Here is a 16,916-nt window from a genome sequence, read left to right as displayed (position 1 = left end):
AGTCTAGTCGCGCACAAAGACCAACGGCCCGCCGCGTGAGCGACAGGCCGTTGGTGTGGGCACTTCCGGGCCTGGTCAGGCCCGGGAGGCGCAACGCAGCGGAATCAGACCGCCGGTGCCAGCACCGCGTTCAGCGTGGCGCTCGGGCGCATCACGGCTTCGTACTTCTTCGGGTCGGCCAGGTAGTAGCCGCCGATGTCCACGGCCTTGCCCTGCACGGCCGCGAGTTCGTCGACGATCTTCTTCTCGTTGGCGGTGAGCGCTTCGGCCAGCTTCTTGAACTTGGCCTGCAGCTCCTTGTCCTCGGTCTGCGCGGCGAGTTCCTGGGCCCAGTACATGGCCAGGTAGAACTGGCTGCCGCGGTTGTCGAGCTGGCCGGTCTTGGGCGACGGGTTCTTGTTGTTGTCCAGCAGCTGGCCGGTGGCGGCGTCGAGCGTCTTGGCCAGGATCTTGGCCTGCGCGTTGCCGGTCTTCAGGCCCAGGTCTTCCAGGCTCACGGCCAGCGCGAGGAATTCACCGAGCGAGTCCCAGCGCAGGTGGTTTTCTTCCACCAGCTGCTGCACGTGCTTGGGGGCCGAGCCGCCCGCGCCGGTCTCGTACATGCCGCCGCCGGCCATGAGCGGCACGATCGACAGCATCTTGGCCGAGGTGCCCAGTTCCATGATGGGGAACAGGTCGGTGAGGTAGTCGCGCAGGATGTTGCCGGTGGCGCTGATGGTGTCCAGGCCGCGCACGACGCGCTCCAGCGTGTAGCGCATGGCGCGCACCTGGCTCATGATCTGGATGTCCAGGCCCGTGGTGTCGTGCTCGTGCAGGTACATCTTGACCTTGGTGATCAGCTGCGCCTCGTGCGGGCGGTAGGCGTCGAGCCAGAACACCACCGGCATGCCGGAGTTACGCGCGCGGTTCACGGCCAGCTTCACCCAGTCGCGGATCGCGGCGTCCTTGACCTGGCACATGCGCCAGATGTCGCCCTTCTCCACGTCTTCGCTCATCAGCACTTCGCCGGTGTCCAGGTCGGTGATGTTGGCCACGCCGTCTTCGGGGATCTCGAAGGTCTTGTCGTGCGAGCCGTACTCTTCGGCCTTCTGGGCCATGAGGCCGACGTTGGGCACGGTGCCCATGGTCTTGGGATCGAAGGCGCCGTGCCACTTGCAGAAGTTGATGATCTCCTGGTAGATGCGGGCGAAGGTCGATTCGGGCATCACGGCCTTCACGTCCTTCAGGCGGCCATCGGCGCCCCACATCTTGCCGCCGTTGCGGATCATGGCGGGCATCGAGGCGTCCACGATCACGTCGTTGGGCGAGTGGAAGTTGGTGATGCCCTTGGCCGAGTCGACCATGGCCAGCTCGGGGCGGCCTTCGTGGCAGGCGTGCAGGTCGCGCTTGATCTCGTCCTGCGTGCTCTGGGGCAGCGTGGCGATCTTGTTGTACAGGTCGACCATGCCGTTGTTGACGTTGATGCCCAGCTCGTCGAACAGCTTGCCGTGCTTCTCGAAGGCTTCCTTGTAGAAGATCTTCACGCAGTGGCCGAACACGATGGGGTGCGAGACCTTCATCATGGTGGCCTTCACGTGCAGCGAGAACATCACGCCGGTCTTGTGCGCGTCTTCGATTTCCTTTTCATAGAAGGCCAGCAGGGCCTTCTTGCTCATGAACATGGAGTCGATGATCTCGCGGTCGAGCAGGGCGACCTTGGGCTTGAGCACGATGGTCTTGCCGCTCTTGGTCAGCAGTTCCATCTTGACGTTGCGCGCGCGGTCCAGGGTCATGGACTTTTCGCCGTGATAGAAGTCGCCGCCGTGCATGTGCGAGACGTGCGAGCGCGAGGCCTGGCTCCACTCGGCCATGCTGTGCGGGTTCTTGCGGGCGTATTCCTTCACGGCGCGGGGCGCGCGGCGGTCGGAGTTGCCTTCGCGCAGCACGGGGTTCACGGCGCTGCCGGTGCACTTGTTGTAGCGCGTGCGGATGTCCTTGTCCTCGTCCGAGGTCGGGTTCTCCGGGTAGTCGGGGATCTTGTAGCCCTTGCCCTGCAGTTCCTTGATGGCCGACTTGAGCTGCGACACCGAGGCGCTGATGTTGGGCAGCTTGATGATGTTGGCTTCGGGCTTGAGCGTGAGCTTGCCCAGTTCGGCCAGGTTGTCGGGCACCTTCTGGTCGTCGCTCAGGAACTCGGGGAACTCGCCCAGGATGCGGGCGGCCACCGAGATGTCGCTCGTCGTCACGTTGATGCCGGCCGGAGCCGTGAAGGCGCGCACGATGGGCAGGAAGGCGTAGGTCGCCAGCAGGGGCGCCTCGTCGGTGAGGGTGTAGACGATGGTGGGTTGCTTCGTGCTCATGCGCTTGCTTCCGTAGGTTCTGGGTTGTCGAGAGGGCTGAAATTTCATTGGGCGAAATGGACTTTCGCCGGAGCCCCCCATTGTCGCCCGGTCGGGCCGGGGCGCGGTCGGAGAAACCCCGATGACCCCTCTGCCAGGGCTTCCCGCGATGGCTACCATTGCGCCCCATGAAAAAGCTGCCTCTTGCCGGGATCGTCGGTCTTCTCGCGTCGCTGCCGGCCGGCCCCGTGCTCGCTGCGCCCGCAGCCCAGGTCTTCGTGGCCGTCAAGACGCCCGAGGCCGTCGACGCCATGTGGCGCGCCCACCTGTGCGCCTTGCTGCCCCAGCCCTGCGATGCGCAGGCGCTGAAGCTGCACCGTCCGCGCGACGGCGGCGCACCCGACGACTACCTGCTCACCTCGGAAAAGCCCCTGGCCATGGCACGCCTGAAGCGCGACGCCGGCACCGGTGGCTGGCAGCTCGCGCAGCTGCACGATTTCTCGACCTACGTGGCCTCGCAGCAGCGCGACCGCCCCAGCACCGACCCCGAGCTGCACCTGGCCCTCGCGCCGGTGCTCTACCCGCTGGCCGAAGGCCGTTGGGCCGTGGCCGTGACCCAGCGCGAATCGGAAAGCTATTCGGGCGGCGGCGCGTCCTATGTGACGGCCGACTTCGTGCCGCTGGACACGCCGCCCGGGCAGCGCGCCAAGGCCGCGCGGGAGGGCATCCCGTACTGGTGTTCGCGGTCGATCCGCGCCTGCTTCAGCGAGAAGGAATACAAGACCTCGAAGCACTGCCACGACGAAAGCCGCGGCAGCCTGCGCATCGCCTACGACGCGCCGGCGAAGGCCGGCGGTCCCTATGTGTGGCGCTACACCTGGCTGCAGAGCGAGTGGCCGGCGCACACGGGGCCGGCCGGCAACAAGCGCACCAGCGTGGACTTCACGGACGACAGCGCGCAGAAACCAACCGCCTGCGACGGCGGGCTGCAGTAGGCAGGCAGCAGACTGCGGCTCAGTGCCGCGGCACCGTCACCGCGCCCACGTGCAGCGTGCGTCCCGCGCCCAGCCCCGCCATGACCAGCACCACGCCCAGGCCGACGAACAGCCACGCCGAGGCGCGGAAGCTGCCGGTCCAGCCGTGCAGCAGCCCGGCCAGCAGCGGGCCGAAGGCCGCCACCATGTAGCCCACGCCCTGCGCCATGCCCGACAGGTGCGCGGCAATGTGCGAATCGGGCGAGCGCAGCACGATCATCGTGAGCGCCAGCGCGAAGGTGCCGCCCTGCGAAATGCCCAGCACCACGGCCCAGGTCCACATGCCGCCGGGGGCGTCCAGCGGCGCGAACAGCATGGCCAGCATGGCCGCCACCGTCATCGCCGAGAGCACCACCGCCAGCGCGCGCTGGTTGCGCAGCTTCACGGCCAGCGCCGGCACCACGAGGCAGGTCACGACCTGCGTCATGACCGACAGCGACACCACGTAGCCGGCCATTTCGCCGCTGAGCCCGCGCTCGCGCAGGATCGGCGCCAGCCAGCCCATCACGATGTACGCCAGGGCCGACTGCAGCCCCATGAAGAAGGTCACCTGCCAGGCCAGCCGGTCGCGCCACAGGCCGCGCACGGTGAAGCCCGACTCGCTGGCCACCGGCTTGAGCGGCAGCGCCTGCGGCGCCCAGATGAACGTGACCAGCGCGGCCGGCACGGCCCACATGGCGAGCGCCAGCGTCCAGCCGCCGCCCAGCGCGTGTTCCAGCGGCACCGTGAGGCCCGCGGCGCTGGCGGCGCCGCCGCACACGGCCATGGTGTACAGGCCCATCATCAGCGCGGCCTGCTTGGCGAAGTCGCGCTTCACCAGGCCCGAGAGCAGCACGTTCGACACCGCGATGCCGCTGCCCGCGATGGCCGAGGCCAGGAACAGCAGCGGGATGTTGCCGGTGCCGCGCAGCACCGTGCCCACGCCGATCAGCACCATGCAGCCCAGCAGCGTGCGTTCGGTGCCGAAGCGGCGCCCGAGCCAGGGCGCCAGCGGCGCGAACACGCCCAGGCAGACGATCGGCAGCGTGGTCAGCAGGCTGGCGGCGGTGGCCGACAGGCCGGTGGCGCGGATGATTTCCGGCAGCACCACCGACAGGCTGGCGAACACCGGGCGCAGGTTGAAGGCGATGAGCACCACCGTCAGGCCAAGCAGCAGCTGGTGGCCCCGGCTGGGCGTCGGCGTGGGGCGCGGCGCGGGGAGGCTGTCGACTTCGGCGTCGATCAGCAGTTCTTCGGCGCCCGATGGCGCCGCCTGGGTGCGCGCAGCAACACCCGTGGGCAAGGTCATGGAGTTCATGCGGTGCCCAGTGCGAGCGCGTTGAGCGTCGGCGCCATCAGCTCGCGCACGGCGGCGGCGGCGCGCTCGGGGTCGCGGCTCGCGATGCCTTCGACGATGGCGCGGTGCGCCGCCTCGTCGGGCTCGGGCAGGCTGGCGCTCAGCGTGCTGGCGATGGTTTCCTTGATGTAGCCGGTGATGAAGCGGCAGGTCTCGACCAGCGCCAGGTTGCCCGACACATCGACGATGGCCAGGTGAAAGGCCAGGTCGCGCTCGATGAAGGCCGCGCCGCCGTCGGCCAGGTCGGGCTGGCCGCGCTTGTCGAGCAGGGCGTTCAGCCGGCGCAGGTCTTTCGCGGTGTGGCGTACGGCGGCGAGCCGGGCGGCCTCGACCTCGAGCGCGCGGCGCACCTCGAACTGGTCGCGCAGGCTGGCCAGGCGCAGCTTCTGCAGGCTGGCCGAGGGGTCGAAGCCTGAGCGCACGTACGTGCCCGAACCCTGCCGCACCTCGAGCAGGCCGCGCGACACCAGCGTCTTCACCGCCTCGCGCACCGTGCCGCGGCTCACGCCCAGCAGCTGCGCCAGCTGGGGCTCGATCGGAATGCGCGAGCCGATGGGCCAGCGGCCCGCCGCGATTTCGGTGCGGATGCTGTTCGCGGCGGCGTCGGCCAGGGAGGTGCGGGGCGGTTGGACGAGCATGGGATCAGGGTGGCTTATTCATTCAATGATTGGATGAATTTAACCATTGTCAAAAAGACGCGGTCGGCGGGAGGGGCATGAAGGCGGCGCGGCGGGTGTCCGGCCGCCCGCTTTACCAGCTGCCCGAGGCGCCGCCGCCGCTGCTCGAACCGCCGCTGTCCGAGGAGGACGACGACGAAGACGAGGACGAGGACGACGAACTGCTGCTGCTCCAGCCGCTGTCCCCGTCGTCGTCGCTCGATTCCATGACGCCGGGCGGCAGGAAGCCGATCAGCATCGAGAAGAACGCCGCTAGCGCAATGGGAATCCACGAGGTGTCCGGCACCGGGCCGGGCGAGGTGATGTGGAACACGTAGCCGCAGATGCCGGCCACGATGACCAGCCGGACGAGGAAGCTGACCACGCTGCGCTGGAAGGTGTTGACCATGCAGCGCACGATGATCACCGCGAACAGCGTCACGCCGCCGATGCACAGCGCCCACAGGAAGCCCCACCAGAAGCGGTCGGCGCCGACCGTGAATGCGACGGCGACCAGCGACGCGATCACGAGCACGAAGCCGCCCATGAAGATGGCGGCCGTGCGCGACATGCCGCAGAGAAAGCCCAGGCCGTAGCCGAAGATCGCCGGCATCGCCAGCACCAGCGCGATGGCCGGATTCAGCAGCGCCGCGCCGGCCGCCAGCGGGCCGGCCCCGAGCAAGCCGAGCACCAGGCGCAGGTCGCGCGGGGCAGGGCGCGCACGCGCCGGTTCGGGCTCGATCGCCGCCAGGGCGTCGGCCCAGGGTTCGGGGCGCGCGCTGCCCTTGCGCTTGCCCTTGCGTTTTTTCTCTTCGGCACGCCGCGAGGCCGAGCTGCCGCGCGACGCGTCGCGCGGGACGCCGCGGCCGTGGTAGATGCCCAGGCCCAGGCCCCACAGCACCACGCCCAGCAGGCCCCAGCCCTCGGGCGTGACGCGGCCGCCGCTCGTCAGGCTGGTGACCTTCTCTTCGTCGGGTGCGGCGGCGTGGTCCACCACGATCTGCTGCGACTCGGGCGCGACAACGCCCACCTCGCCATCGAGCAGCCGCGCGAGCGCGCCCACGGCCGCTTGCACGCCGCCGGCGAAGTCGCCCTCGCGAAAGCGCGGCGCCATCTCGCGGTCGATGATGCGGGCCGCCTGGATGTCGGTCACCGTGCCTTCGAGCCCGGTGCCGACCTCGATGCGCATGCGGCGGTCTTTCTGCGCCACGAGCAGCAGGATGCCGTCGTCGGCGTCGCTGCGGCCCAGCCGCCACTTCGCGAACACGCGCGTGGCGTAGCTCTCGATGGTGTCCTCGCCCGTGGTCGGCACGATGAGCACCGCGAGCTGGGCCTGGGTGCGGCCCTGGATGTCGGCGATCTGCGCGCGCAGCGCCTCGGCCTCGCCGGGCGGCAGCGCCTGCGCGAGGTCGACCACGCGCGAGCTCATCGGCGGCACCGGCACGGGCTTGGCCTGCGCGGCGCGCGGGCCGGCCAGGCACAGCACCAACAGCAGCAGGCCCAGGCACAGCGACAGCCAGCGGGGCATCGACAGCGACACGCGCACCAGCGCGTTCATCGGCGCGCGCCCTTGGCCGCCACAACGCCCGCGCCGCGCACCTCGACCCGGCGCTGGTCGACCACCTTGCCGCTGGCGTCCACCAGCTCGATCAGGTGCCGGCCGGGCCAGGGCAGCCACTGCGCGCTGTTGCCGCGCGCGTGGAACTTGCCGTCGATGCGCCACTGCACGCCGCGCCCCTCGGATTCGAAACGCACGCGCTGGCGCTGCGGCGGAATGTCGGGGTCGAGCGCCAGGATCGTGCCGTCGGCCGGCGCCGTGATGCGCGCCGAGGCGGCGTCGCTCGCCATGCCGGTGTCGAGCGCGAACAGCGGTTGCTCAGTGCCCTGCAGGAACCATTCGCTGCGCGCCGCTTCGAGCGGGCTGCCGTCGGCGCCGGGGCCGAAGCTCACGCGCGCCTCGACCAGCCCGGCGGGCGGCGCGGGCGCGCGGCTGGGTTCGCGCGCGTGCAGGAAGCGCATCACCTCGGCCCACACGGGCGCGGCGCCGCTGGTGCCGCTCACGTCCCACATCGAGGCGCCGCTGGCGTTGCCCACCCACACGCCGACCGTGTAGCGCTGCGACCAGCCCACGGCCCAGTTGTCGCGCATGTCCTTGCTGGTGCCGGTCTTCACGGCGGTCCAGAAACGGGTGGACAGGATGCTGTCCAGGCCGAAGGTGCGCGTGCGCGCGTTCGGGTCGGAGAGGATGTCGCTGACGATGAAGGCGGCGCGCGGGTCGAGCAGCGGCGCGGCTTCAACGGGCTTCGCCTTGGTGGCCGGGGCAGGGCGTGGCGTGAGCGTGGTCGCCCCGAAGCGTCCGCCGTTGGCCATCATGCGGTAGGCATTGGCCAGCGACAGCAGCGACACCTCGGCGCTGCCGAGTGCCAGGCTGTAGCCGTAGTAATCGCCGCTCTCGCGCAGCGGCAGGCCGGCGGCGCGCAGCTCGCGCGCGAAGGCCTCGGGCGACACCATCACCAGCGTGCGCACGGCCGGCACGTTGAGCGAGGCGGCCAGCGCGGTGCGCGCCGACACCGGGCCCTTGAAGCGGCGGTCGTAGTTCTGCGGAATGTAGAGGCCGCTCGCGGTGCTGATCTGCGCCGACGAGTCCTCGATGAGCGAGGCCGCCGTGATGCGCTTCTCGGCCAGGGCCTGCGCGTACAGCAGGGGCTTGAGCGTGGAGCCGGGCTGGCGCAGCGCGGTCACGCCGTCGACCTCGGCGGCCTGGCTCAGCGGGCCCGAGGAACCGACCCAGGCCAGCACCTCGCCGCTCGCGTTGTCGAGCACCACGAGCGCGCCGTCTTCCACGTGGCGGTCGCGCAGCTCGCGCAGGTGGCGCTGCAGGCTGTCGAGCGCGTAGCGCTGCAGCGGCGCGCGCAGCGTGGTGCGCACGCTGGTGGGGGCGGTGGCCTTGTCGTTCCCTGCATCACGCAACTCGCGCAGCACCCGCCGCGCGGCATGTGGCGCGATGCCTTCGTTGGGCTCGAACGCACGCCGCTGCACCACGGCGCTGGTGAACATGTCGAGCGCCTCGCAGTCGGTCTTGGCGCCGGGCTCCATCACGCGCAGCACCTCGCAGGCGCGCTGCGCCACCAGGGCGGGGCGGGCGTTGGGCGCGCGCACCAGCGCGGCGGCCACGGCGGCCTCGCGTGCGTCGAGCCCGCTCGGGGCCTTGCTGAAGAGCGTGCGCGAGAGCGCGTCGATGCCGACGATCTCGCCGCGGAAGGGCACCGTGTTCAGGTAGGCCTCGAGGATCTGGTCCTTGCGCCAGCGGCGCTCCAGCTGCGTGGCGGCCACGGTCTGGCCGATCTTCTGCGTGAAGCTGCGCCCGCCCGCCGCGCGGCGCAGGTCGTCGTCGAGCAGGCCCGCCAGCTGCATGGTGATGGTCGAGGCGCCGCGCGTGCGCGTGTTCCACAGATTGCCCCAGGCGGCGGCCGAGGCGGCGCGCCAATCGACGCCGCTGTGTTCGTAGAAGCGCTTGTCCTCGCTCAGCACCATGGCCGCGCGCAGCGCGGGCGACACGTCGGCCAGCGCGGTCCACTGGCCGCGCCGCACCGTGGGGTCGGTGCGCACGCGCTGCAGCAGCTCGCCCTGGCGGTCGAGCACGGCGGTCTCGGAGGAACGGAAGTCGCGCTTCACCTCCTCGAAGCTGGCCAGCGCCCAGGCCGAGGGTGCGGCGGCTGCCGTCAGCAGGACCACGGCCAGGGTGTGCCGGGCGGTGGAAGAAAACGAGAACGCAAGAGGCATCGCAGCAGACGGGGCCGAAGGGCGGCAGGCAAAGCGGAGACGGCCCATTCTCCGCCATGCCTTCCGGGACGCGTCAGGTGCCCACGTACGCAGCGAGATGCTGTCCTGTGAGCGTGGCGCGTTGGCTGATCAGCTCGGCCGGCGTGCCCTCGAAGACCACGCGCCCGCCGTCGTGGCCGGCGCCGGGGCCCAGGTCGATGATCCAGTCGGCGTGCGCCATCACCGCCTGGTGATGCTCGATGACGATGACCGACTTGCCCGCATCCACCAGCCGGTCGAGCAGGGCCAGCAGCTGCGCCACGTCGGCCAGGTGCAGGCCGGTGGTCGGCTCGTCGAGCACGTACACGCCGCCCTTCTCGGCCATGTGCGTGGCCAGCTTGAGCCGCTGGCGCTCGCCGCCCGACAGCGTAGTGAGCGGCTGGCCCAGGCTCAGGTAGCCCAGGCCCACGTCGGCCAGCCGTTGCAGGATGGCGTGCGCCGCCGGTGTGCGCGCCGGGCCCTCGCCGAAGAAGGCCGCGGCCTCGGTCACCGGCATCGCGAGCACCTCGCTGATGTCGCGCCCGCCGAAGCGGTGCTCGAGCACCGAGGCGTGGAAGCGCTTGCCCTCGCACTCCTCGCAGATCGTGGCCACGCCGGCCATCATCGCCAGGTCGGTGTAGATCACGCCCGCGCCGTTGCAGGTGGGGCAGGCGCCCTCGGAGTTGGCGCTGAACAGCGCAGGCTTCACGCCGTTGGCCTTGGCGAAGGCGTTGCGGATCGGGTCGAGCAGGCCGGTGTAGGTGGCCGGGTTGCTGCGGCGCGAGCCGCGGATCGCGCCCTGGTCGACCGCCACCACGCCCGCGCCGGCGGGAATCGATCCGTGCACCAGCGAACTCTTGCCCGAGCCCGCCACGCCGGTCACGACCACCAGCACGCCCAGCGGAATGTCGACATCGACGTTGCGCAGGTTGTGCGCCTTGGCGCCGCGGATCGGCAGCGCACCGGTGGGCTGGCGCAGCTTCTTCTTGAGCGCGGCCCGGTCGTCCAGGTGCCGGCCCGTGAGCGTGCCGCTGGTGCGCAGCGCTGCCACGCTGCCTTCGAAGCAGACCGTGCCGCCCGCCGAGCCCGCGCCGGGGCCGAGGTCGACGACGTGGTCGGCGATGGCGATGGCCTCGGGCTTGTGCTCCACCACCAGCACCGTGTTGCCCTTGTCGCGCAGGCGCAGCAGCAGCTCGTTCATGCGCTGGATGTCGTGCGGGTGCAGGCCGATGGTGGGCTCGTCGAAGACGTAGGTCACGTCGGTGAGCGAGGAGCCCAGGTGGCGGATCATCTTCACGCGCTGCGCCTCGCCGCCCGAGAGCGTGCCCGAGGGGCGGTCGAGGCTGAGGTAGCCGAGGCCGATTTCCACGAAGGAATCGAGCGTGTGCGCCAGCTTGGCCAGCAGCGGCGCCACCGAGGGCTCGTTCAGGCCGCCGACCCACGCAGCGAGGTCGCTGATCTGCATCGCGCAGGCCTCGGCGATGTTGAGCTTCTTGATGCGCGACGAGCGCGCCGCCTCGCTCAGCCGCGTGCCCTCGCACTCGGGGCAGGTGGTGAAGGTCACGGCGCGTTCCACGAAGGCGCGGATGTGCGGCTGCATCGCCTCGACGTCCTTGGCCAGGAACGACTTCTGCACCTGCGGAATGAGGCCCTGGTAGGTGAGGTTGATGCCGTCGATCTTGATCTTGGTCGGCTCCTTGTGGAGCAGGGCGTCGAGCTCCTTCTTCGTGAACTTGCGGATCGGCTTGTCGGGGTCGAAGAAGCCGCAGCCGTTGAATATGCGCCCGTACCAGCCTTCCATGCTGAAGCCCGGGATGGTGAGCGCGCCTTCGTTGAGCGACTTGCTGTCGTCGTAGAAGGCGCTCAGGTCGAAGTCCGTGACCGCGCCCCGGCCCTCGCAGCGCGGGCACATGCCGCCGGTGCGGCTGAAGGTCTGCTTCACCGTCTTGGCGGCGCCGCGCTCCACCGTGATGGCGCCGGTGGCTTTCACCGAAGGCACGTTGAACGCGAAGGCACTGGGCGAGCCGATGTGCGGCTTGCCCAGGCGGCTGAAGAGAATGCGCAGCATCGCGTTGGCGTCGGTCGCGGTGCCGACGGTGGAGCGCGGGTCGCCGCCCATGCGCTCCTGGTCCACGATGATCGCGGTCGTCAGGCCGTCGAGCACGTCGACCTCGGGCCGCGCGAGCGTCGGCATGAAGCCCTGCACGAAGGCGCTGTAGGTCTCGTTGATGAGCCGCTGCGACTCGGCCGCGATGGTGCCGAACACCAGCGAACTCTTGCCCGAGCCCGAGACGCCCGTGAACACCGTGAGCCGGCGCTTGGGCAGCTCGACGCTGATGTCCTTCAGGTTGTTCACGCGCGCGCCCTGCACGCGGATGAGGTCGTGGTGGTCGGCGGCGTGCCTGCCGTTCGCGTCCTTCGTGCTCTTTGTTTCCTTCTTCGGGGCCTTGCTGCTCATCGGGTCTTTCTCTGGAAGGGACACGGGGCCGCCACGGCGGCGGCGCCCGTGCAGGAGGTCAGGGGGCTACGGCGCCGGCGGGCCGGCTCAGCGCGTCTGCTGGATGCGGATCAGGTTGCCCGCCGGGTCGCGCACCGCGCAGTCGCGCACGCCGTAGGGCTGGTCGGTGGGCTCCTGCACGATCTCGGTGTTGCGCGCCTGCAGGCGCTCGAAGGTGCCTTCGAGGTCCGGCGTGGCCAGCAGCAGCGAGGCGAAGGTGCCCTTGGCCATCATCTCGGCGATGGTGCGGCGCTCGTCGTCGGTGAGCCCGGGCGTGGCGGCCGGCGGGTACAGCACGATGGAGGTGGCGGGCTGGCCGGCCGGGCCGACCGTGATCCAGTGCATGCCGCCGTAGGCGACGTCGTTGCGCACCTCGAAGCCCAGGGTGTCGCGGTAGAAGGCCAGCGAGGCCTGCGGGTCGGTGTGCGGAAGAAAGCTCGAATGGATGCTGAGGTTCATGTCGATGGTCCGAAGTGTGTACGGGCCGTCATGCTAGGTGCGACTCGGGGTTTCGCGCTTCTCGATTCCTGATCGGGCGCGTCACTTGTTTGGCGATGCACGCCGGCATGCCCGCCGTCGCCTGCGCCGCCTCGCGCCGGTAGACGCCGGGCGACACGCCCACCAGCTCGGTGAAGCGCGTGGTGAAGGTGCCCAGCGAGGCGCAGCCGACCTCGAAGCAGACCTCGGTCACGCTCAGGTCGCCGCGGCGCAGCAGCGCCATCGCGCGCTCGATGCGCCGCGTCATCAGGTAGGCGTAGGGCGACTCGCCATACGCCAGCCGGAACTGGCGGCTGAGGTGCCCGGCCGACATGTTGGCGTCGCGCGCGAGCGCTTCCACGTCCAGCGGCTGCGCGTGTTCGCGGTCGATGCGATCGCGCACGCGGCGCAGCCGTGCGAGGTCGGGCAGGGAGGGCTGGGGCTGCGTGGCGGTCATCGGCGGGATCGTGCCACGTCGCTACGGCGTGCTCAAGCGCAGGCAAAGGTTCCACATCCGGTAACGAACTTCACACAAGCGCCTGCATCTGGACACCCGATGCGCACGCAGCGGGGCTTCAATACGGTACGGGCTCGCAGGAGGCGGGCCCGACCGTACAGCCCCACCCAAGGAGAACTCCGCATGACGAAAACACTCGCGCTTTTGCTGGCCGCCTCGGCCATCCTGGCTGGTTGCGTGGTCGCCCCCTACGACCGGGGCCCGCCCCCGCGCGGCCACGGCTACGACCGCGACCGCGACGGCGTGCCCAACCGCTACGACCGTGACCGCGACAACGACGGCGTGCCCAATCGCTACGACCGCCGGCCGAACAACCCCTACCGCTACTGACGCCGGGGCTGAAGGCCCCCAAACAAAAAGACCGCGAGGCGCGCAGCCCCGCGGTCTTTTTTCTTGTGCGTGTGTGGATGTGCTCAGGTGGCGCGGCGCGCCATCAGCGCCCACAGGCCGGCCGCGCTCAGCAGCGAGCCGCCCGCCAGATGAAAGCGCCGCTGCGCGCGTGGCGAGGCGAGCAGCCGGCCCGCCGAACTGGCGAACACCGCATAGAGCGTGGCGTTGAGCGTGGCCAGCGCCACGAAGGTCAGCGCCAGCACCCACATCTGGTGCGACACGTCGGCGCCCGGACTGATGAACTGCGGCAGGAAGGCCACGAAGAACACGATGCCCTTGGGGTTCAACGCCGTCACCAGGTAGGTGTTGGCGAACAGGCGCCAGCGCGAGGCCGGTGCGGCCGGCGCGGCGGTCTCGGTGGACGAGATGCCGGCGCGCAGCAGCTTGATGCCCAGGTACAGCAGGTACAGGCCGCCGACCCACTTCACCACCGTGAACCAGAAGGCCGACGCGGCCAGCAGCGCGCCCAGCCCCAGCAGCGACACCACCAGCGCGGTCGAGTCGCCCAGCGCCACGGCGGCCACCAGCGGCACGTTGGCGCGGCGGCCGTGCGACATCGAATAGCTGATCACCGTGAGGATGGTCGGCCCCGGAATGATCAGCAGCAGCGCCGAAGCGGCGACGAAGGCGAGCCAGAGTTCGATGGGCATGGGTGTTCCTGAAAGAGGGAGGAAGAGAGGGAAGGGCGGTGCGCCGTTCAGCGCGGGAACGAAGTCTTTTTCATGCGTCCGAGGCCGAAGCAGGTGCGCCGAAACGCAGCGCGGACCGCGCCTTGGCGCGCTCGGCCTCGATGGCCCGGTCGCGCGGCTCGGCCGTGGTGACCAGCGAGTCGATCAGCCGAGCGGCCGTGGCGGCTACTTCGTCCACGGCATGCTCGAAGGCCTGCTCGTTGGCGCGCGAGGGCACGCTGAAGCCGCTGAGCTTGCGCACGAACTGCAGGGCGGCGGCGCGGATCTCCTGCTCGGTGGCAGGGGGCTCGAAGTTGTAGAGGGTCTTGATGCTGCGGCACATGGCGAATGCTCCGGTCAGGCGCGGCGCAGGGGCCGCGCGGCCAGTCTAGCGAAACAGCGCCTGGTTGCGCAGCACCCGCCGGGCAAAGGCTATTTCAGGCTCAGGACACCCAGCCCCAGCCCGATCACCCCCAGCACGAAGCTCACGAGGCTGATCTGCAGCGGGATGCGGTAGGCGGGATCGGGGTGGTCCCAGTGTGCGCGCAGCACCTCCAGCGCGGTGGCCCGGCGGATTTCCATCGCGCAACCGTGAAAGCCCTGCATGTTGATGCTGCTCTTGGGAATCTGCAGCGCGAGCCGGGTTTCGTAGTCGATCTCGATGCCGTCTTCGGGGAAGCCCGGGTCGCGGCCGATGCCCCGGATCATGCGGCAGCAGCGCTTGCCGGCGTTCGTCTTCAGCACCACCCAGGCGTTGCGCCCGCCCAGCGGCGCCAGCCGCTGGTTGTGCACGCGGATCAGCGAGAAAGCCTCGTAGTCCGCCGGGTTGGTGAACGAGCGTTGTTGCGTGACGTGGAGTCCTGTGACCATGATTTCCTCCCCCTGTGAATGAACGCCGGTGCGCCTGCCGGACAGCCCGTGCAGGCGTCGGTTTCGACGTTAGTTCAGAAGGCGGGAGGTGCCCATTGGCGTTGCCATGGAGAGAACGATTCAATCGTCAACAATGGTGAAGCAGACGGGCGATCCGGCCGCGCGTCGGCTTGGGCTCAGTCGCCCTCGTAGAAGAATTCTTCGCGCACGATCTTGCCGTCCTTGACGGTGTACAGCGCCATCTCTTCCATCGTGAAGCGCTGGCCCGTGGGCTTCATGGTCACGTCGAAGCGAAAACCCACGATGAAGCGGTCGTCGTGCGGCCAGGGGCCGGCCACCTGGAACGAATGCACCTCGTGGTTGGCGACCCACCATTCGCCCTTGGCGCGGATGGCCGACAGGCCCACCGACTCGCGCGACATGCCGGGCGGCGCGCTGGCCTCGACGCTGACGGCCTCCGGCGCGTAGAGCGCCTGGGCTTCATCGAATGTCCCTGCTTTGCACAGCGCCACGAGCTTGGCGGCGATTTCCTGGGTGTTCATGCGTTTCTCCAGTGAGTTGGGGGGATGACGGGAGGCGCAGTGTAGGCCCGCGCACCGTGCGTCGTCGACAGATGTTCAACGCGCTGGTTCGTTGAGCGCGCGCAGGCTGTCGACGCCCTCCGGCGAGAGCCACAGCAGTGTGTTCAGGTAGGTCTCGATGCGGTCGACCAGCGCGCTGCGCGGGCCCTCGCGCCATTCGGTGGAACCGTAGAACGCCGCCTGCTCGGCCTCCAGCGCCTCGCGGCTCGCGTAGGCGCGCACGAGGTGGTAGCTCTCTTCCTCGTGGTCCGACCGGCCGTAGCTCACCACGTCCATGCCCTTGCTGCGCAGCATGGGCACCGCGCGTTCATGCATCGCGCGGTGGAAGTCGTCGAGGGTGCCGGGCTTGAGACGGTAGGTGCGGATTTCGAGCAGGTGCTTCATGGGAATGGACGGCAGCGTTCATGCGGGAATGCGCGGTGCTTCGACGTCGTGCAGCCGCGCGCTGAAGTCGTACTTGTAGGTGTAGTCGCCGGCATAGGCCAGCGCGATCTTCCCGGTCCACGTGATGTCGAAGCGGTCGGTGCCCGCGATGCGGTCGAAGCGGATGCGATGGTGGGCCGCGGCGTCGTGCCCGAGCAGGTAGATGTGAAAGACGTTGTCTTCCATGTCGTCGGGCGGCGGCAGGTCGATGCTGACCTCGAGCCCGTCGATGCGCGCCAGGCTGAAGTCCTGCAGTGCGCAGACCGCGAAGCCGCCGCCGTCGCCCCAGGCGGTCGACGACAGCGTGCAGCGGTGGTAGTTGGTCCAGACCCCGGGCGCGTCCCAGTCGGAGGGGTAATCGATGTCCTCGTCTTCCGGCTCGTCGATCTCGCGCTCGGCGTCGTAGTCTTCGCTGCGCAGGTGCAGGTCGAACCACACCTCGTTGTTCCTCACGGACGCTGTCCAGCGGAACTCCTTGACGGGATGGCCTTCGGGCCAGGGGTTGCCGGCGAAGTGAATGCGGTTTGGAGGCGTCATGGGGCGGGTGTCGTGTGTGTTCGTTGCGCTGTCGTGTGCGCGGGCATGGGCGCTGTCGTCCGCGACCGCGATGCAGCGCTCCAGCAGGGCGGCCTCGCGCACCTCTTCGGTGGTGTTCACCTGGAACACGTTCTTGCCGCAGTCGCTGCAATACCGGACGCCGGGTGTGGCGGTCGCTTCGAGTGCGTCCCAGGGCTTGGGGCACGAGAGCGATCCGTCGTGCCCGCTTCCGGGCGGCGCCTGCGGATCGACCGGTGCGCGGCCGATGCGGATCGACTTCTTCATGGGGGCGGTGGGCGGTGGGTGCCGAGGATGTACTGCGCGACCCATTCCGCCTGTTCCGGTGTGTCGGGCATGTCGACGCCCCGGGAGCGGCTCAGCAGGTGGAAGATGTTCTGGCGCGGAACGCCGAGCCCGTGCAGCAGGCTGCCCGCGATGAGGCCCGTGCGGCCGATGCCTGCGCGGCAGTGGATGGCGATGGCCTTTCCGCTCGCCAGTTCGGCGCCCAGTTCGGCAATGAAGGCCGCCGCGTCCTGCTGCGATGCCGGCAGGCCTCGGTCCGGAATCGGGAAATGCCGGAACACGATGCCATGTTCGGCGCACAGCGCAGGCTCTTCCCGGAGTTCAAGTGCCCGGATTTCCTGTGCCTCGAGCAGGGAGACCACCATGTCCAGCGAGGCACGCTGCCAGGACGCCACCTCGGCGCGCAGCAGGTCACCGCCGCGCGGACGTGCCATCAGGCCCAGCCGATGCGGCGGTATGTCGCGGACCCAGTGGATGGTGGTCTCGAACATGGTCTGCGGACCTTACA

At 69.7% G+C, this 16,916-nt stretch carries 17 protein-coding genes; 2 read left to right on the top strand and 15 right to left on the bottom strand.

Features of this window, described 5'->3' with window-relative positions; translation table 11 throughout:
* Window positions 1-104: 104 nt before the first annotated feature.
* Complete coding sequence (locus AC07O4_RS14945; protein ID WP_095949616.1) at window positions 105-2,339, bottom strand: NADP-dependent isocitrate dehydrogenase; 2,235 nt, start codon at window positions 2,337-2,339, stop codon at window positions 105-107.
* Between the two features lie 167 nt (window positions 2,340-2,506).
* Here AC07O4_RS14945 and AC07O4_RS14940 point away from each other — a divergent pair, with 167 nt between their 5' ends.
* On the top strand, window positions 2,507-3,313 hold the full coding sequence (locus tag AC07O4_RS14940) for a hypothetical protein (RefSeq protein WP_495304957.1): 807 nt from the start codon (window positions 2,507-2,509) through the stop codon (window positions 3,311-3,313).
* Between the two features lie 19 nt (window positions 3,314-3,332).
* On the opposite strand, the gene AC07O4_RS14935 is transcribed toward AC07O4_RS14940, so the two are convergent.
* The 7 genes from AC07O4_RS14935 to AC07O4_RS14905 all read right to left on the bottom strand — a co-directional run bounded on the left by AC07O4_RS14935 (window position 3,333) and on the right by AC07O4_RS14905 (window position 12,576).
* Window positions 3,333-4,649, bottom strand: coding sequence for a CynX/NimT family MFS transporter (locus AC07O4_RS14935; protein WP_495304956.1), 1,317 nt, complete (start codon window positions 4,647-4,649; stop codon window positions 3,333-3,335).
* The gene (locus tag AC07O4_RS14930; protein ID WP_095949614.1) at window positions 4,646-5,326 is read right to left on the bottom strand and encodes a FadR/GntR family transcriptional regulator; all 681 of its coding nucleotides are present in this window, start codon (window positions 5,324-5,326) and stop codon (window positions 4,646-4,648) included. The genes AC07O4_RS14935 and AC07O4_RS14930 overlap by 4 nt, the downstream gene beginning before the upstream one ends.
* 112 nt (window positions 5,327-5,438) lie before the next feature.
* Window positions 5,439-6,902 carry a TPM domain-containing protein gene (locus AC07O4_RS14925; RefSeq protein ID WP_495304955.1) on the bottom strand — a complete coding sequence of 488 codons (1,464 nt, stop codon included), beginning with the start codon at window positions 6,900-6,902 and terminating at the stop codon, window positions 5,439-5,441.
* Window positions 6,899-9,127: a penicillin-binding protein 1C gene (pbpC, locus tag AC07O4_RS14920; protein WP_495304954.1), complete on the bottom strand. Its 2,229-nt coding sequence runs from the start codon at window positions 9,125-9,127 to the stop codon at window positions 6,899-6,901. Before pbpC ends, AC07O4_RS14925 begins: the two co-directional genes overlap by 4 nt.
* Window positions 9,128-9,200: 73 nt before the next feature.
* Complete coding sequence (locus AC07O4_RS14915; protein ID WP_495304953.1) at window positions 9,201-11,603, bottom strand: ATP-binding cassette domain-containing protein; 2,403 nt, start codon at window positions 11,601-11,603, stop codon at window positions 9,201-9,203.
* An 87-nt stretch (window positions 11,604-11,690) separates the two neighbouring features.
* Window positions 11,691-12,101 (bottom strand): VOC family protein, encoded by a 411-nt coding sequence (locus AC07O4_RS14910; RefSeq protein WP_390341833.1) that lies wholly within the window; start codon window positions 12,099-12,101, stop codon window positions 11,691-11,693.
* A gap of 28 nt (window positions 12,102-12,129) precedes the next feature.
* Window positions 12,130-12,576, bottom strand: coding sequence for a helix-turn-helix transcriptional regulator (locus tag AC07O4_RS14905; RefSeq protein WP_070062200.1), 447 nt, complete (start codon window positions 12,574-12,576; stop codon window positions 12,130-12,132).
* Between the two features lie 183 nt (window positions 12,577-12,759).
* Here AC07O4_RS14905 and AC07O4_RS14900 point away from each other — a divergent pair, with 183 nt between their 5' ends.
* Window positions 12,760-12,966 carry a hypothetical protein gene (locus tag AC07O4_RS14900; protein WP_062474353.1) on the top strand — a complete coding sequence of 69 codons (207 nt, stop codon included), beginning with the start codon at window positions 12,760-12,762 and terminating at the stop codon, window positions 12,964-12,966.
* A gap of 83 nt (window positions 12,967-13,049) precedes the next feature.
* Here the strand turns inward: AC07O4_RS14900 and AC07O4_RS14895 are convergent, their stop codons facing one another.
* The 7 genes from AC07O4_RS14895 to AC07O4_RS14865 form a co-directional block, all read right to left on the bottom strand.
* Window positions 13,050-13,676: a LysE family translocator gene (locus AC07O4_RS14895; RefSeq protein WP_492738876.1), complete on the bottom strand. Its 627-nt coding sequence runs from the start codon at window positions 13,674-13,676 to the stop codon at window positions 13,050-13,052.
* A 70-nt stretch (window positions 13,677-13,746) separates the two neighbouring features.
* Window positions 13,747-14,037 (bottom strand): DUF2277 domain-containing protein, encoded by a 291-nt coding sequence (locus tag AC07O4_RS14890; protein ID WP_487849027.1) that lies wholly within the window; start codon window positions 14,035-14,037, stop codon window positions 13,747-13,749.
* An 89-nt stretch (window positions 14,038-14,126) separates the two neighbouring features.
* Window positions 14,127-14,564 carry a hypothetical protein gene (locus AC07O4_RS14885; RefSeq protein ID WP_062474348.1) on the bottom strand — a complete coding sequence of 146 codons (438 nt, stop codon included), beginning with the start codon at window positions 14,562-14,564 and terminating at the stop codon, window positions 14,127-14,129.
* 176 nt (window positions 14,565-14,740) lie between these two features.
* The gene (locus tag AC07O4_RS14880) at window positions 14,741-15,106 is read right to left on the bottom strand and encodes a nuclear transport factor 2 family protein (protein WP_095746497.1); all 366 of its coding nucleotides are present in this window, start codon (window positions 15,104-15,106) and stop codon (window positions 14,741-14,743) included.
* Window positions 15,107-15,181: 75 nt separating this feature from the next.
* A complete protein-coding gene (locus AC07O4_RS14875; protein ID WP_095949606.1) occupies window positions 15,182-15,529 on the bottom strand; it encodes an NIPSNAP family protein in 348 nt (115 codons plus the stop codon).
* 18 nt (window positions 15,530-15,547) lie between these two features.
* Window positions 15,548-16,390, bottom strand: coding sequence for a hypothetical protein (locus tag AC07O4_RS14870; protein ID WP_495304952.1), 843 nt, complete (start codon window positions 16,388-16,390; stop codon window positions 15,548-15,550).
* A complete protein-coding gene (locus AC07O4_RS14865) occupies window positions 16,387-16,899 on the bottom strand; it encodes a phosphatase domain-containing putative toxin (protein WP_095746495.1) in 513 nt (170 codons plus the stop codon). Before AC07O4_RS14865 ends, AC07O4_RS14870 begins: the two co-directional genes overlap by 4 nt.
* Between the last annotated feature and the right edge of the window lie 17 nt (window positions 16,900-16,916).

The sequence above is a fragment of the Variovorax sp. GW821-FHT09D04 genome (assembly GCF_059416405.1).
This window is presented reverse-complemented; position numbering and strand designations above follow the sequence as displayed.

Coding starts and splice junctions, on each gene's coding strand:
- AC07O4_RS14900 (WP_062474353.1), top strand. CDS start 12,760: ATGACGAAAACACTCGCGCTTTTGCTGGCCGCCTCGGCCATCCTGGCT.
- AC07O4_RS14905 (WP_070062200.1), bottom strand. CDS start 12,576: ATGACCGCCACGCAGCCCCAGCCCTCCCTGCCCGACCTCGCACGGCTG.
- pbpC (WP_495304954.1), bottom strand. CDS start 9,127: ATGCCTCTTGCGTTCTCGTTTTCTTCCACCGCCCGGCACACCCTGGCC.
- AC07O4_RS14875 (WP_095949606.1), bottom strand. CDS start 15,529: ATGAAGCACCTGCTCGAAATCCGCACCTACCGTCTCAAGCCCGGCACC.
- AC07O4_RS14885 (WP_062474348.1), bottom strand. CDS start 14,564: ATGGTCACAGGACTCCACGTCACGCAACAACGCTCGTTCACCAACCCG.
- AC07O4_RS14890 (WP_487849027.1), bottom strand. CDS start 14,037: ATGTGCCGCAGCATCAAGACCCTCTACAACTTCGAGCCCCCTGCCACC.
- AC07O4_RS14940 (WP_495304957.1), top strand. CDS start 2,507: ATGAAAAAGCTGCCTCTTGCCGGGATCGTCGGTCTTCTCGCGTCGCTG.
- AC07O4_RS14910 (WP_390341833.1), bottom strand. CDS start 12,101: ATGAACCTCAGCATCCATTCGAGCTTTCTTCCGCACACCGACCCGCAG.
- AC07O4_RS14895 (WP_492738876.1), bottom strand. CDS start 13,676: ATGCCCATCGAACTCTGGCTCGCCTTCGTCGCCGCTTCGGCGCTGCTG.
- AC07O4_RS14880 (WP_095746497.1), bottom strand. CDS start 15,106: ATGAACACCCAGGAAATCGCCGCCAAGCTCGTGGCGCTGTGCAAAGCA.
- AC07O4_RS14930 (WP_095949614.1), bottom strand. CDS start 5,326: ATGCTCGTCCAACCGCCCCGCACCTCCCTGGCCGACGCCGCCGCGAAC.
- AC07O4_RS14865 (WP_095746495.1), bottom strand. CDS start 16,899: ATGTTCGAGACCACCATCCACTGGGTCCGCGACATACCGCCGCATCGG.
- AC07O4_RS14915 (WP_495304953.1), bottom strand. CDS start 11,603: ATGAGCAGCAAGGCCCCGAAGAAGGAAACAAAGAGCACGAAGGACGCG.
- AC07O4_RS14935 (WP_495304956.1), bottom strand. CDS start 4,649: ATGAACTCCATGACCTTGCCCACGGGTGTTGCTGCGCGCACCCAGGCG.
- AC07O4_RS14870 (WP_495304952.1), bottom strand. CDS start 16,390: ATGAAGAAGTCGATCCGCATCGGCCGCGCACCGGTCGATCCGCAGGCG.
- AC07O4_RS14945 (WP_095949616.1), bottom strand. CDS start 2,339: ATGAGCACGAAGCAACCCACCATCGTCTACACCCTCACCGACGAGGCG.
- AC07O4_RS14925 (WP_495304955.1), bottom strand. CDS start 6,902: ATGAACGCGCTGGTGCGCGTGTCGCTGTCGATGCCCCGCTGGCTGTCG.